At 62.1% G+C, this 14875-nt stretch carries 15 protein-coding genes and 1 tRNA gene; 11 read left to right on the top strand and 5 right to left on the bottom strand.

Translation table 11 applies throughout. From position 1 onward, the window contains the following. A complete protein-coding gene (locus tag DESU86_RS08335; protein ID WP_179980629.1) occupies window positions 1–330 on the top strand; it encodes a hypothetical protein in 330 nt (109 codons plus the stop codon). Next, entirely contained in the window at window positions 327–752 is a 426-nt protein-coding gene (locus DESU86_RS08330; RefSeq protein ID WP_179980628.1) for a hypothetical protein, read from the top strand. The genes DESU86_RS08335 and DESU86_RS08330 overlap by 4 nt, the downstream gene beginning before the upstream one ends. A 215-nt stretch (window positions 753–967) precedes the next feature. Here DESU86_RS08330 and DESU86_RS08325 read toward each other — a convergent pair whose 3' ends face one another. The 5 genes from DESU86_RS08325 to DESU86_RS08305 form a co-directional block, all read right to left on the bottom strand. Then, a complete protein-coding gene (locus DESU86_RS08325) occupies window positions 968–2527 on the bottom strand; it encodes a DHA2 family efflux MFS transporter permease subunit (protein WP_232088303.1) in 1560 nt (519 codons plus the stop codon). Beyond that, a complete protein-coding gene (locus tag DESU86_RS08320) occupies window positions 2508–3632 on the bottom strand; it encodes an HlyD family secretion protein (RefSeq protein WP_179980627.1) in 1125 nt (374 codons plus the stop codon). Before DESU86_RS08320 ends, DESU86_RS08325 begins: the two co-directional genes overlap by 20 nt. Before the next feature lie 36 nt (window positions 3633–3668). Then, the gene (gene slyA, locus DESU86_RS08315) at window positions 3669–4112 is read right to left on the bottom strand and encodes a transcriptional regulator SlyA (protein WP_179980626.1); all 444 of its coding nucleotides are present in this window, start codon (window positions 4110–4112) and stop codon (window positions 3669–3671) included. A 221-nt stretch (window positions 4113–4333) separates the two neighbouring features. After that, a complete protein-coding gene (locus tag DESU86_RS08310; RefSeq protein ID WP_179980625.1) occupies window positions 4334–5599 on the bottom strand; it encodes a phenylacetate--CoA ligase family protein in 1266 nt (421 codons plus the stop codon). A gap of 145 nt (window positions 5600–5744) precedes the next feature. Continuing rightward, a complete protein-coding gene (locus DESU86_RS08305; protein WP_232088302.1) occupies window positions 5745–7091 on the bottom strand; it encodes a chloride channel protein in 1347 nt (448 codons plus the stop codon). 374 nt (window positions 7092–7465) lie between these two features. On the opposite strand from DESU86_RS08305, the gene DESU86_RS08300 reads away from it, so the two are divergent. The 9 genes from DESU86_RS08300 (at window position 7466) to phnN (ending at window position 14869) form a co-directional block, all read left to right on the top strand. Then, a tRNA-Phe gene (locus tag DESU86_RS08300) sits at window positions 7466–7541 on the top strand. 513 nt (window positions 7542–8054) lie between these two features. Beyond that, a complete protein-coding gene (phnG, locus tag DESU86_RS08295; protein ID WP_197957552.1) occupies window positions 8055–8579 on the top strand; it encodes a phosphonate C-P lyase system protein PhnG in 525 nt (174 codons plus the stop codon). Beyond that, entirely contained in the window at window positions 8576–9229 is a 654-nt protein-coding gene (gene phnH / locus DESU86_RS08290) for a phosphonate C-P lyase system protein PhnH (protein ID WP_179980623.1), read from the top strand. Before phnG ends, phnH begins: the two co-directional genes overlap by 4 nt. Before the next feature lie 2 nt (window positions 9230–9231). Beyond that, on the top strand, window positions 9232–10563 hold the full coding sequence (locus tag DESU86_RS08285; protein WP_179980622.1) for a carbon-phosphorus lyase complex subunit PhnI: 1332 nt from the start codon (window positions 9232–9234) through the stop codon (window positions 10561–10563). Beyond that, window positions 10560–11564 (top strand): alpha-D-ribose 1-methylphosphonate 5-phosphate C-P-lyase PhnJ, encoded by a 1005-nt coding sequence (locus tag DESU86_RS08280; protein WP_179980621.1) that lies wholly within the window; start codon window positions 10560–10562, stop codon window positions 11562–11564. The genes DESU86_RS08285 and DESU86_RS08280 overlap by 4 nt, the downstream gene beginning before the upstream one ends. Next, window positions 11561–12355, top strand: a complete 795-nt coding sequence (gene phnK / locus DESU86_RS08275; RefSeq protein WP_179980620.1) for a phosphonate C-P lyase system protein PhnK — start codon at window positions 11561–11563, stop codon at window positions 12353–12355. Before DESU86_RS08280 ends, phnK begins: the two co-directional genes overlap by 4 nt. A gap of 90 nt (window positions 12356–12445) precedes the next feature. Further along, on the top strand, window positions 12446–13138 hold the full coding sequence (gene phnL, locus DESU86_RS08270) for a phosphonate C-P lyase system protein PhnL (RefSeq protein ID WP_179981767.1): 693 nt from the start codon (window positions 12446–12448) through the stop codon (window positions 13136–13138). Beyond that, the gene (locus tag DESU86_RS08265; protein ID WP_179980619.1) at window positions 13128–14291 is read left to right on the top strand and encodes an alpha-D-ribose 1-methylphosphonate 5-triphosphate diphosphatase; all 1164 of its coding nucleotides are present in this window, start codon (window positions 13128–13130) and stop codon (window positions 14289–14291) included. The genes phnL and DESU86_RS08265 overlap by 11 nt, the downstream gene beginning before the upstream one ends. Then, window positions 14291–14869 carry a phosphonate metabolism protein/1,5-bisphosphokinase (PRPP-forming) PhnN gene (gene phnN / locus DESU86_RS08260; protein WP_179980618.1) on the top strand — a complete coding sequence of 193 codons (579 nt, stop codon included), beginning with the start codon at window positions 14291–14293 and terminating at the stop codon, window positions 14867–14869. The genes DESU86_RS08265 and phnN overlap by 1 nt, the downstream gene beginning before the upstream one ends. The last annotated feature ends 6 nt before the right edge of the window (window positions 14870–14875 follow it).

Here is a 14875-nt window from a genome sequence, read left to right as displayed (position 1 = left end):
ATGAGCGTTGACGCTACCATGGCCGTGCTGTATGCCCAGACAGGCATGGCCACTTCGATGGTGAATGCCGCTGCGGTGGGACCGCAGGCCTCGGCCGCCATGTCGCGGGTCTTGGCTGCAGAAATGGCCCGGCATGAGCAGCAGCAGATCGCCAAGAGTGAAGCAGGCGACAAAACCAAGCTTTCGCCAGATGCCGACGGCGGCACGCCCACGCCCCAGTTCGGCAGCCGCCGCCGCAAGCGGCCACCGCCCCTTGTGTCGGACAAGGACGAGGCTCCACGCGTGCCGGATTCCCCTCTGGTGGGCAAACTTCTGAATCTCAAAGTATGAACAACACGCTGATCTTCGCCCTTATTGCCGCCTTTTCCGTACTTGAGCTCATGGTCCTCGGCGGGGTGCTCTTCTTCTATCTGCGCCTGCGCCGTTCCGAGGCCATGCTCAACGCCCTTCAGGGCAATCAGGAAGCCCTGCTGGCCCGCATTGAGATGAACGCCCGGCTGGAACGGGAAATCGTGGCCACCTTTGCCCAGCGGCAGGCCGAACTGCAAAACCTGGACGAAAAGCTTGAGGAACGCGCCCGTGACCTGCGCCGCCTGCTGGAACAGGCAGAGGGCATCAGCCGTTCCCCGCAGTTTTTGCGCGAGCTTATCCTTAACGGCAGACACAAGGGGCTTACAAGCCGCCAGATCGCCCGCAACTCCGGCCTGAGTGTTGACGAAGTGGAACTGATTCTGGCTCAGGAAAGCGAATAAGGCCCTCACACGGAACCATGCCCGGCGGCCGCAACAGCCTGACGGCAGCACAAGTCCGACGACAGTACAAGCCCCTTCCGACCTTTCGACCGTTCCGCCCTTCCGACCGTTTCGACCTTTACACAGGAAAATCGCGCGCATCTGGCCGCCGCAGCAGCAAATCCACCCCTGACTGACCGTCACCGCAGCAAACCCGCCGCCGTCTGACCGTCGCTTTAGCCATGTCTGGCAGAGCGCATGAACCAGGCCGGAACCACTGCCGCGAAAAAGGCCAGACCCACCAGAAAAAAACTCTCCCTGAAGCCCATGGCCCTTGCCTGCGCGGCCAGCATATCCGCCAGAAAACTGTATGCCTGCGGCGGCCGCAAGGCTTGCGCCACGTTGTCCAGTTGCCCTCCCCTGAGAAACAGGGATGCAATCAGATCCAGGGCATCCGATGCCGCATGGGTGCCATTTTGCAACGCGCTGAAGGCCTGCGCGTAAACTTCCGTCTGGCGTTCCAGATATACGGAAAGCAGGCTCACGCCCAGCGCCCCGCCCAGCTGACGGCTGAAATTGATGGCCCCGGCCCCCTGCGCCATATGTTTGGCGTCAAGCAGCCGCAGCGCCCCGCTGTTCAGCGAGGGCATGATCAGGCCAAGCCCGACGCGGCCCATGGCGATCCAGCCCACAAAATCCCAGAAATAGGTGGAGGTTCCGGCTTCGGCCATGCACAGGCTGGACCAGCCGAATATGGCGAGCCCTACCATGATGAGGGCGTACGCCGGCAGACGGTCGGCAAAGCGTCCCGCCAGGGGCATGACCACGCCGAGCACCAGCCCGCCCGGCATGAGCAGCAGGCCGGATTCCGTAGGGCTGTACCCCTGAACGGTCTGTACAAAAAGCGGGATGAGGTAGGTGGAGCCGAAGAGCCCCATGCCCAGAATAAAGGCCACCACCGACGCGGCGAGAAAGCGGAGGTTCGCGTAAACGCCGAGATGCAGCAGGGGCTTCGGACAGGTGCGCTCGCGGATGACGAAGCCCACCCAGGCGCAGATGCTTGAAAAAAAAGCCCCCAGCACGTAGTCCGAGTCCCAGCCTTCCCGCTGCCCGCTGGAAATGCCTGCGAGCAGCGCGCCAATGCCCACGCACAGCAAAATGAAGCCGCTGAGGTCAAACGCGCCGCGCTCCACAGCGCTGTCGCGGCCCGGCAGAAAGGTCGCGGCCAGAGCCATGCTCACAAGGCAGAACGGCGGCCCCAGCAAAAAGACATACCGCCAGGAATAATTGTCGATGAGCAGGCCGCCCACCGTGGGGCCAAGCGCAGGAGCCAGCACCACGCCCAGGCCGAAGATGCCCATGGCCATGCCCCTGTTTTCCTCGCCAAAGACGGAAAAAACCATGACCATGGCCAGCGGCTGCACCAGCCCGGCGGCGGCCCCCTGAATGGTGCGGGACAGCACAAGAACCTCCACGCCGGGGCTTGCGGCCCCCACCAGCGACGCCGCCAGAAAGGCCGCCATTGCCGCAAGATACGCCTGACGCAGGCCAAAAGCGCGCAGCATCCAGTCCGTCGTCAGCATGGACGCCGTCATGGCGGCCAGAAAGGCCGTGGACAGCCACTGCACCTGATCCTGCCCCATGCCGAATTCGCCCATAATGTCGGGCATGGCCACGTTGACGATGGTGGAAGACAGCACCGTGGCTATGCAGCCCATCATCACCGCCGCCGTGGCCCACCATTTGTACGCAGCGCCATAGCGCTGGCTAAGGGCGTCAAATTCCGGCGAGGTCAATGTCCACCTCCACCATCATGCCGGGACGCAGGGGATTGTCGTCCGGCTGGTCCACCTTGATGCGCACGGGCACCCGCTGGTTGATCTTGGTAAAGTTCCCCGAAGGATTGGGGCTGGGGATAAGGGCAAACTGGCTGGTGGCCGCTGTGCCGATGCGCTCAATGCTGCCGCTGAAAGGACGGCCGGGGTAGGCATCCACGCTGATGCTCACGGGCTGGCCGGGCTTGAGGCCGCCCAGCTTGGTCTCCTTGAGCAGAACCTCCACCCACACAGCCTTGGGATTGTGCACCATCACCAGGCGCTGACCGGGAATGACGTACTCCCCAGGCTCCACAAATTTCTGGTCCACCACCCCGTTGATGGGGCTGCGCACCACACGGTCGTCCAGCGCCACCTCTTTTTGCCTGATCCTGGCCTGCACTTCGGCCCTTTGCTGTGTAAGCTGCTCCAGCCGGGCTTCAAGCTCGTGCGGGTCGTTGCGGTGGGCAAGGGCCTGATCAAGATTGGCCTGGGCCTCGGCAAGCTCGGCTAGGGCCTGACGGTGCTTTCCCTCGGCCTGTTGCAAAACCGTGCGGCTCTGGTCCCACACCCGGCGGGCAATGGCGTTTTCGGCAATAAGATTTTCACTGCGCGTGTGATCCTTGCGGGCCAGGTCCAGAGCGGCCTGACTGGAACGCAGGGCCGCCGCCGCATTGTCGCGGTGCGCCCGGCCTGCGGCCACCGCGCTTTCAGTGGCATTGCGGCTTGTTTCCAGCCGGGTCTTCACCTGCTCGGACTCCAGCCGCAGGGCCTCGTCGCTGGCCTTGAGCTCTTCCACCTGCATGAGGGCTTCACGCTGGTCTATGACAACAAGCTGACGGCCCTCGGTCACGACGTCGCCGTCGGTGACGTCCCTCTGGGCCACCCAGCCGTCCACACGGCTGCTGATGGTGATCATGTCGGCCATGACTCGTGCGTCATTTTCTGAAATATAGCGTTGTCGGTGCACAAGAAACGCGATGGCGGCAGCGGCCAGAATCAGCCCGCAAAGCATGACAAGACGTTTTCTGGTGCGTACCGGGGCGGACAGCAGGCGCGCTGCCTGAGGCGAAAGGGAAATGGGCATGCGCTGACAGCTCCTTGAAGGGCGCACGGCCTGACGTCACCGGACGGCAGCGGCGCAAAGATTGTTAAGTATGATTTCAAGTATCCGTAAAAACTCGGCCAGTTCTTCGTCAGAGAGGCCCGCCAGGGCTTCGGCGCGCAGGCCGGCGCCTATGCGCTGGATTTCCTCGTTGACGCCCTGGGCCTTGTGCGTCAGACGCACCGTCTTGGCCCGGCGGTCGTCTTTTTGCCCCACGCGCTCCACAAGGCCCAAACGCTCAAGGCCGTCCACCACGCGAACCATGGTGGGGCTTTCAACGCCAATGGACTGCGCAAGCTCTTTCTGCGGGGCTTCACCGCCCATGCGCGAAAGATGCATCAACACCAGCCAGCGGGCCTGCGTCAGGCCCAGGGGCTCAAGCCTTTCGTCAAGGCGTGTACGCCATACCCTGCCGGAACGGCTCAACAGCATGCCCACTGTGTCTCTGGGTGATGTACTCATGGTGCGACCTCACTTAGGTGCAATGCTAAATAGTAGTGTGCTATCAATTTGTCAAGCAGGTGTCGCCTACAAACGGCGAAAATTCGTGTCCGCCCTGATACGCCAAGCACAAAAACAGAGGCCAGCCCCTTGCGGAGCTGGCCTCTGATATCTGTACGGCACGGGAGGGGCTTAGAGCATTTTCACTTTGAAATGTAAAACACTTCAAAGTTGCCCTGAGCTTAGTCCCAATGGCGCTTGTCTTCAATGGGACGGATCTGCGGGGGCAGACTGCCGGGAGCCAGCACGCGCAGTTCGGGACGCAGCTTGATCTTCTCGCGGAACTGGTGCAGCAGCTCTTCTTCGCGCTTGAAGCCGCTGGTTTCCACAAAGAGGGTCATTTCGTCGATGCCGCCGGGGTTGGTCACTTCAATCTGCCAACGCTTGATTTCTTCAAAGCGGCTCATGACCTGTTCGACCTGATGCGGGTACACGAACATGCCCATGATGCGGGCAGTGGTGTCCACGCGGCCCACAATGCTGCCAAGGCGCGGGCTGGTGCGGCCGCAGGCGCAGGGACTGCGGTCAATGAACGAAAGGTCGCCCGTGGCCAGGCGGATAAGCGGATAGGTCTTGTTAAAGGCCGTCACCACGATTTCGCCCACTTCGCCGTCCTTCAGCGGAATGCCCGTGTCAGGATGGCAGATTTCCACATAGCAGCGGTTGGCGATGTGCAGGCCGGTTCTGTGGAAGCATTCGTACCCGATGCAGCCCACGTCCGCCGTGCCGTAACCCTGGCGCATGACCAGGTCGTACTTCTTTTCCATCTGCGAGCGCATTTTTTCCGAAAGCCGCTCGCCAGTGACGAAGGCCACTTCCAGAAAAAGATCCTTGCGCAGGTTAAGGCCCTTTTCTTCGGCCTTTTGCGCCAGGTGCATGAGGAAGCTCGGCGTGCCCACATAGCCCGACACGCGCAGCTTCTGCATGATGTCCAGCTGGGTCGCGGCGTCCGTGGGGCCAGCGGGAATAACCGCACAGCCAAGGTTGCGCAGGGGTTCCTCAAACATGAGGCCCGCAGGCGTCAACTGATAGTTGAACGTGTTCTGCACCGCGTCGCCGGGGCGAAAGCCCACGGAATAGAAGGCTTCGGTGTAGCCCCAGTAATCTTCGCCACGGTCTTCGGGGTCAAAGATGGGGCCGGGGGAAAGAAATATGCGCTTGAGTTCGCCAATATCCTTGGTCAGCAGTCCGCCCAGACGCGGCCCCATGGACTGAAGAAAGATAAGCTCCTTCTTCTTGAGAATGGGAATATGCTTGATGTCAGCAAGGGTCTTGAATTTCTCCACATTAAACTGCGCACGGTCAAAACGTTTTTTTACGTCTTCCGAATACCGGTACGCATAGGAAAGCAAGTCCTTGAGCTGGATAAGGCAGTACTGGCGGCGCTCACTCTCATCAAGAACTTCGCGGCGGCTGTATATGCCTTCTGTGCGGTCTTTACGGGTCATACCTACTCCACATGGCCTGTTTTACATTGAAGGGCCAAAATAGCCACTCCAATCACAAAGTGCAAGCACTATTTATTAAGATAAATTATAACAACACGTTACATATACTTTTACGCACATCAAAAAACCGCCTGCAGCACGATGTTCACGCCGCCCCGCCAAGAGCGCCGCCCACAGCCCTTTGCGGACGACGCGGCTTGAGCCTGGGGCGCTTGATTTTTCCTTCCACAATGCAGCGGCGGCGCAGGCTGTCGTACACGGGCTCGCACCCCATTTTGTCGGCTACGGCAGCAGCAATATAGGCCGTAATGATGATGAAGGCCATGTTGGAATATGCGCCCGTCATCTCGAGCATCAGGAACGCCCCTGTCAGTGGGGCGCGCACCGAGGAGCCGAACAGGCCGGCCATGCACATGATAAGTATGATGGCGCTCTTTTCGGGCGTGACCACGTCAAAAAGCAGCAATGCCGCCGTAACGCAGGCCCCGGCCATGGCCCCCATGGCCAGGATGGGCATGAGCAGGCCGCCGGCCACCCCGGAGGCGAAACTCGCGCAGGAAAAAAGCATCTTCACGGCCAGCAGCAGCAAAAGCGCCGTCAGCGGCAGGGCCATGTCGGCAAGTTGCAGGGTTGTCATGCCAAAGCCTGCCAGCACCGTGGGATAAAAATACAAGAACAGCCCGGCGCACATGAAAGGAATGACCACGCGCAGATGCAGCGGCAGCATTTTTGTGGTGTCGGCCCAGAGGGTCAGACGGATAAGCAGGGTATTATAAAGAGCGCCAAGGGCTCCCATGGCCACGCCCACCGCCGGAACCAGCCACCACGCCTCCCAGGACAGCATGGGGCGCCGGCCAAAGGGAAAAACCAGGCCAAAGCCGTATATGCTCTGCATGACGAGCATTGCCGTATAGGCCGTTATGGCGCAGGTAATGATCATCGGCGCACGCAGGGGCGTCTTCATTTCCTCAAAGGCAAAGCACATGCCCGCTAGGGGCGCGCCAAAAGCCGCCCCAAGGCCAGCGGCACTGCCGCCCACAAGAAACCGGGGTTCATGCGCGGCCTTGGGATCATGCCACAACCGCCCCACCCCCACGCCAAGGGAAGCGCCCATCATGATGCAGGGGCCTTCACGCCCCACAGAAAGCCCTCCGGTCAGGGCCGTCAGAGCGCCAGCAAACTTGCAGACCAGCACACGAAACCAGTTCATGCGCAATTTGCCCCTGACCATAAGCTCCACCTGGGGGATGCCGCTCCCGCTGATCAACGGCTCCACGCGCAGCAGCAGCACAGAAAGCACGGCCAGGAGCAGCAGGCCGGAAAACACCGCGCAGCCGACAAGGCCGTCGCTCAGTCCGTGCGCGTTCACAGCGCGCACAATCCAATGCGTGATCATAGCGTTCAGGTGGCGAAACAGCCCGATGACCACGCCAGTCACTCCCCCGATAAGAAGAGCCTGCACGATGGTTCTTGCCAGGCCTGAAGCGCCCATCTGTTTGAAATCATGTTTGATTTGAGGAAAAGGATTGCCCGGTTTCACTAAAAAAATCCTTGTTGCAAGGGCATCCGGGATGGATGATGTGACCATAAACACTTTGGGGGCATGCCCCAAACCTACGCTGGCGAGCCTCCTGACGCGGCACCGCTGCATGCAGGCTCGCGCGCCAGGGGGTGATTACTCCAAAAGCCAGGCGGGGCAAAGCCGTTTTGGGGCCCTGCTCCGTGCTGCAACTTCGGCAGTATGGCCGGAAGACGCACGATTTTCAAGGGATTGGATAAAATTTGCAAAAAAAGACTTGCCAAAGCCAGGCCAAGTGGGTAGAAGACTTCTCCAGCCGCTGTGGAATTTATTCCGCTGGCCCAAGGGCCGAGGTAGCTCAGTTGGTAGAGCAGGGGACTGAAAATCCCCGTGTCGGCAGTTCAATTCTGTCCCTCGGCACCACGAAATTTAAGGACTCAGGTAGCAATACCCGAGTCCTTTTTTCGTTTTCCTTCTGTTTTTCTCCCTAATCTCTCCCTTGGTTGTGGATGCGGATTTCACGTAAGTGTTCTCTGTGCCCCTCATAGTAGCCTTACTTCTCCTTCCCTCCGGAGGGCCGCCTAATGCTGCCCTCTACATCCACACACTCCCAGCCTTCCGATGGCCGCATAGTTGACCTTTTCGCAGGTGGCATCGGTGCGTCTGCATACGCAGGCGTCCGCCACAAAGCTGCAAGCGCTATGTACTTGCGCGATCAAACGCCGAAGCGAGCGCATCGCAAACTTTGAGAACATGCATCCTCAAAGGCAACCTACTCTAGTTAAAGGGGATTATCAATTTTCCGATGGCGCTCAACCATGAGCACGTGAGTGACACATAATTACCTCCATGTCGTCAACAAGTGTTCACACACCACCTTTATACCCTTGTCCAGCGCGAATTTCTGCGCTCAGCAAGAAATACAGGTGGAAGAACATGACCCTTTCCAAAAATGCGGAAGCGCTGACGCGGCCGCAATGGATGCGCCTGCTGGCCCTTGCGCCTGAGGATACCCTCCAGGAGTCGCTGCGGCCCCTGGCAGAGGCGGTGAACTACACGTTTTTGCGCAGGCCCGAGGCAGGCTTGCTGATGGTGGAAGGCAAAACCGGCGGCGCGCGGTTCAATCTGGGCGAAATGCTTGTCACGCGCTGCGCAGTCACCCTGTCCCCTGCGTCGGAACAGCAGAATGGGTCAGAGCAGTCCGCCAGCGCAGGGCACTCCGCCCTGCCGGACAGCCCCGTGCAGGGGTATGCCTGGATATGCGGCAACAAACCGCGCCACGCCGAACTGGCAGCGCTGTGCGACGCCCTCATGCAGTTGCCGGACTACGCCACGCGCCTCAGCATGGAGCTCTTTGACCATCTGCGCGCGCATGAAGCGCATGAGGCTGCCGAAGAAGAGTGCACAACGGCCCCCACTCGGGTGGACTTTTTTACGCTGGCGCGGGGAGAAGACGCATGACCGCCCTGGCGCATGGATTTGCAAACCCCGTACTGGACTGCCAGTGTTACTATCGTGCAGTGCTGGACGCCATGAGCCGCCCCGCCCGCCCCGTGCCCCTGCCGGCGCTGCCGCCCATTCCGGTTCCGGGCGGCGCTTTCGGCTCCGGCATGGCCGCGCTGGCCCTGACCCTGTGCGACGGCGAAACCCCGCTGTGGCTGCAGCCAGAACTGCGCACCGAGGCGCTGCACACCTATCTGCGTTTTCACTGTGGCGCGCCCCTTACGGAAGACCCAGCCCGCGCCGCCTTTGCCTTTATCGCTTCCCCCCTGACCATGCCCCCTCTCTCCGCTTTTGCCCAGGGCTCGGCCCTCTGCCCCGAGCAGAGCGCCACCCTGGTGCTGGCCGTGCGCCTGAAAGGCCCTGCGGACTTCAGCGCTGCCGGGCCCGGCATCGGCGGCCCGGACACGGGCGGCACTGGCGTGCGGCCTCTGGCATGCAAAGGGCTGCCCCAGACCTTTGCGGAACAGTGGCAGGCCAACCATCAGGCATACCCTCAGGGCGTTGATATACTGCTGCTGGACGACAATCTGTCCGGCAACGGAGCCTTCATGGCGGGCTTGCCCCGCACAATCGGCATGAGCACGATGCCGCAAGCGCCGGAGGCCTGAGCATGTATGTTGCCGTAAAAGGTGGCGAAAAAGCCATCAATGCCGCCCACAAATTGCTGGCCCAGGTGCGCCGGGGCGACACCGCCGTGCCGGAGCTGGGTGTGGATCAGATTATGGAGCAGCTTTCCCTGTCCGTAGACAGGGTCATGGCCGAAGGCGCGCTGTACGCGCCGGAACTTGCCGCTCTGGCGGTCAAGCAGGCCAGGGGCGATCTCGTTGAAGCCGTTTTTCTGCTGCGGGCCTTCCGCACCACGCTGAGCCGCTTTGGCTCTTCCCTGCCCGTCAACACCGCTGCCATGCGGATACGGCGGCGCATCTCCGCAACATATAAAGACATCCCCGGCGGGCAGGTGCTGGGGCATACCTTTGACTATACCCACCGCCTGCTGGACGCCTCCTTGCTGACCGGCGCTGCCAGGGATTTTTGCGGCTCCGCCGCTGGACAGGCCTCGCAGGAAAGCCCCCAAGAGAGTCCGCAGGGGAATCCGCAGGCATGCCCCGCGCAAACTGGTTCCGCACAAACTGGCCCCGCGCTCATGAACGCCGCGCAAACGGGCGCAGCCCAGAGCAATGTTGCAACGAGGGCGGCACAGGTCACCGTCGCCCAGGCCGCTGCCGCACCGGTACAGGTTATGCCGGATGGCCCGCTGCCAGAATCCCCCCGCAGTTACGCAAAAGTCATGGATTTTCTTGAAAAAGAAGGTCTTTTACCCACTCCAGCAGAAGAAGACGCCAACGCGCCCGCTGCCGCTCCCACCGACATCACGCGCGGCGCGCTTACCCTCCCCGCAGGGCGTGACGCGCGGCTACAGAATCTGGCGCGCGGCGACGAGGGCCTGATGCTGGCCCTGGCCTATTCCACCCAGCGCGGCTACGGCTCCACCCATCCTTTTGCGGGCGAAATACGCATGGGGTCAGTAGAAGTAAGCTTTGTGCCCGAGGAGCTGGGCTTTGCTGTGGTGGTGGCGCGCCTGCCCCTCACGGAATGCGAAACCGTCAACAAGTTTCATGGCGGCAACGGCGTGAAACCCTGCTTTACGCGGGGGTACGGCCTGAGCTTTGGCGAAAACGAGCGCAAGGCCCTGAGCATGGCTTTGGTGGACAGGGCCCTGCAGTCGGCGGACTACGACGAACCCATAAAAGGCCCGGCCCAGGATGAGGAATTCGTGCTCAGTCACAGCGACAATGTGGAAGCCTCGGGTTTTGTGCAGCACCTCAAGCTGCCGCATTATGTGGATTTTCAGGCCGAGCTGGCCCTGGTACGCGGCATGCGCCGGGCAATGGAAGACACTGATGCCGCCGCCAACGGCGCTGGCGAAGGGGAACGGCAATGACCGCACAAACCCGTCACACTGCCGCACCGGGCGTTGAAAGAGCCGACGCCGCCCGCCCGCAGCGCGCCGCAAGCCCATGCGCGCCTGAAGCGGAGCAGGGCAAGGGTTTTGGCGCTCTGGCGTATAATTTTGCCTATCTGGACGAACAGACCAAACGCTCGCTTCGCCGGGCCATCCTCAAGGCCGTGGCCGTGCCCGGCCACCAGGTGCCCTTCGGCAGCCGTGAAATGCCCATGCCCTATGGCTGGGGCACGGGCGGCATACAGGTTTCGGCCTCCGTCATGGGGCCGGACGACGTGCTCAAGGTCATTGACCAGGGCTCGGACGACACCACCAACGCCGTGTCCATCCGGGCGTTTTTCCGCAAGGTTGCGGGCATTGCCACCACCACGGAAACGGCGCGGGCCACCATCATCCAGACCCGCCACCGCATACCGGAGCAGCCCCTGCACGAAGGCCAGATACTGGTCTATCAGGTGCCCATCCCCGAACCGCTGCGCTGGCTTGAACCAAGCGAAACAGAGACCCGCGCCCTGCATGCCCTTGAGGAATACGGCATCATGTATGTGAAGCTGTATGAAGACATTGCCCGGCACGGAGAAATAGCCTCCAGCTACGACTACCCCGTGCTGGTGGCCGGGCGCTATGTCATGAGCCCCTCGCCCATTCCCAAATTCGACAATCCCAAGATGCGCGGATGTCCCGCCCTGCAGCTTTTCGGAGCCGGACGCGAAAAACGCGTCTACGCCGTGCCCCCCTATACCGAAGTCAAAAGCCTGGACTTTGACGATCACCCCTTCACCGTGCAGCAGTGGGACCGCCCCTGCGCCCTGTGCGGCAGCACCACAAGCTACCTTGACGAAGTGATTGTGGATGATGACGGCTCGCGGCTTTTTGTCTGTTCCGATACCGAATACTGCGCGTCCCGCCGGGCCGCTGGGCATGAGGGCGACGGCATGCCCGTGGTGGCCCCCGGCAGGACAGAAAGGGCAAAATCATGACCTGCCTTCAATGCAACGATCAGGCCCCGCTGCTGCGGGTGATCAACGCCACCCACTACTACGGCGGGCGCAAAGGCTGCGCCGACGTCTCTTTTGATCTCTGGCCCGGCGAGGTGGTGGCCATTGTGGGCGAGTCCGGTTCCGGCAAGAGCACCCTGTTGAGCCTAATTTCCGGCAGGCTGCCCCTGACTTCCGGCGCTGTCGTATACCGCGACTCTCAGGGGCGTGACCGCGACATGGCCTCCATGGCGGAAGGCGAACGCCGCAGGCTGCTGCGCACCGAATGGGGCTTTGTACACCAGAACCCCCGCGACGGCCTGCGCATGCGCGTCAGCGCGGGCGGCAACATAGGCGAACGCCTGATGGCCTGCGGCGCACGCCGCTATGATGACATACGCCAGACCGGGCACGACTGGCTGCACCGGGTTGAAATTCCTGTAGAACGGCTGGATGACCGGCCCACGGCCTATTCCGGCGGCATGCAGCAACGCCTGCAGATAGCCCGCAACCTGGTGTCCTCGCCCCGGCTGGTTTTTATGGACGAGCCCACGGGCGGCCTGGACGTTTCCGTTCAGGCCAAGCTGCTGGACCTGCTGCGCCATCTCGTGCGCGACCTGGGTCTGGCCGTGGTGCTGGTGACCCACGACCTGGCCGTGGCGCGGCTGCTGGCCGACAGGCTGCTGGTCATGCGCAGCGGCGGCGTGGTGGAGGAAGGGCTTGCCGACCAGGTGCTCGACGACCCCCACCATCCCTACACCCAACTGCTTGTTTCTTCCATTTTGCAAGGATAGCCCGCCATGCATCTGACATCGTCCATCGCGCCCGCCGCGCCCGCCGCGCCCATTGTGGGCATCAGACCGGGCTCCGCAGAGGGCCAGGCCATGCTCACAGTGCGCAACCTCGCAAAAACCTTCACCCTGCACGCCCAGGGCGGGGTGCGCATAGAGGCCTTCAGCAACCTGAATCTTGAAGCGCACTCCGGCCGCTGCCTTGTGCTGCACGGGCCGTCCGGAGCGGGCAAGTCAACCCTGCTGCGCTGCCTGTACGCCAATTACAAGCCTTGCGAGGGCAGCATTCTTGTGCGCCACCACAACGGAATTGTGGACATGGCCACGGCCACGCCCCGCGCCGTGCTGGAAGTGCGCCGCGAAACCATGGGCTATGTGAGCCAGTTTCTGCGGGTCATTCCCCGTGTGAGCACCCTGGATATTGTGGCCGGTCAGTGCACGGCCCACGGCGAAGACCGCAACGCCGCGCTGGAAAAAGCCGCCGCCCTGCTGGATCGCCTGAATATTCCGCAACGCCTCTGGAACCTTGCTCCGGCCACGTTTTCAGGCGGCGAGCAGCAGCGCGTCAATATCGCGCGCGGCTTTATCCGGCACAGCCCTGTGCTGCTGCTGGACGAGCCCACCGCCTCTCTGGATGCGGCCAACAAGCGCACCGTCATCACACTGATCGCCGAGGCCAGAGCGCGCGGCAGCGCCGTCATCGGCATCTTTCATGACGACGAAGTGCGCGAGGCCGTTGCCAACACCGTTTTTCATCTGCAACCAGGAAATAATCATGCCTCGTGAATATTGTATCGCCAATGCCCGCATGGTCACGGCCGACGCCGTTGTTGAAGGGCATCTCTGTGTACGCGACGGACGCATCCACGCCATGGACGCTGGCGCGCCGCCCGTAAACGGCGACATTGCCGTGGAAGACTGGGAGGGCGACTACCTTGTGCCCGGCCTGGTGGAACTGCATACGGACAATCTTGAAAAGCACCTCATGCCCCGGCCAAAGGTCATCTGGCCGTCGGCCCGTGCGGCCTTTCTGGCCCATGACGCGCAGATGGCGGCGGCCGGAGTCACCACGGTATATGATTCGGTGTGCATAGGCGAAACACAGGACAAGGGCCGTTACCCCATGCTGCGCATGGCCGTGGACGCCTTTGTGGGCTGCACTGCGGGCGACCCCGACAAAACGGACGTGCGGGCCGAGCACCGCCTGCACCTGCGCTGCGAGCTTAACGACCCCAACATGTGGGGCATGTTTGAGCCGCTGTCCGCCACGCCGGGGCTGGGGCTCATCTCGCTGATGGACCATACGCCCGGTCAGCGGCAATGGCGCAATACCGATGCCTACCGCACCTATTACAGCACCACGCGCTCCTGGACGGAAGAGGAGTTCGCCAGCAATGTGGCCGAACTGCAGGAGCGCCAGCGGGTTTACACCCCCCTGCACACCGGCATGGTCACAGAATTCTGTGCGGCGCACGGCGTGCCCATGGCCAGCCATGACGACACCACAGTGGACGACGTGAACCTGGCGCTGGGGTACGGCATCGTCATCAGCGAATTTCCCACCACTATGGAAGCCGCGCGGCACGCGCGCGACAACGGCATGACCGTGCTTATGGGCTCGCCCAACGTGGTGCGCGGCAAATCCCATTCCGGCAATATCAGCGCTCTGGACGTGGCCCGCGAAGGGCTGCTGAGCGGCCTTTCTTCCGACTATGTACCCATGAGCCTGCTGCACGGCGCTTTTGTCCTGCACCGCGAGGCCGGGCTTTCCCTGCCCGACGCCGTGAGCATGGTCACGCGCCGTCCGGCTCAGGCCGTGGCCCTGACGGACAGGGGCGAACTGCGCCCCGGCCTCAGGGCCGACCTTGTGCGCGTGGCCCTGCACGATGATCTGCCGGTAGCGCGCGAAGTCTACGTACGGGGCAAAAAGGTATTCTGATGGCGCAGTATCCCGGCCTGCTGGTCTATGTGGTGGGACCTTCCGGCGTCGGCAAGGACAGCCTGCTGACCTTTGCACGGCGCTGCCTGACGCGCGGCGAAGGGCAGGACGACGTGCACTTTGTGCGCCGCCACATCACCCGTCCCGCAGAAGCGGGCGGGGAGGATCACATCGCGCTGAGCGAAGAGGAATTTTCTCTCTGCGCCCAACGCGGGGACTTTATTCTGGCCTGGCAAAGCCACGGCCTGCGCTACGGTGTGCACCGACAGGTGCTTGCCCTGCTGGAACAGGGGCATGTGGCCGTGGTCAACGGCTCGCGGGAATACGCCCAGGAAGCCGCCCGCCGCATAAGCCCCATGCTGGTGGTGGAAATAGCCGCGCAGCGCGACGTTTTGCGCAGCAGGCTTGAGCAGCGCGGCCGGGAGCAGGGGGCGGAGCTTGAAGAACGCCTTACGCGGGCCGCCCAGTCTCTGCCGCGTATGCCCCACCATGTGCGGATAGACAATTCCGGAGATCTTGAAACGGCCTGCCGGGCTTTTACGGAGATTATCGACCATGCCCGTCATTATGCAACGTAAGGAGCC

Source organism: Desulfovibrio sp. 86 (genome assembly GCF_902702915.1).
GTDB lineage: Bacteria > Desulfobacterota > Desulfovibrionia > Desulfovibrionales > Desulfovibrionaceae > Desulfovibrio.
The sequence above is the reverse complement of the archived record's forward strand: the minus strand, read 5'-3'. Positions and strand labels throughout refer to the sequence as shown.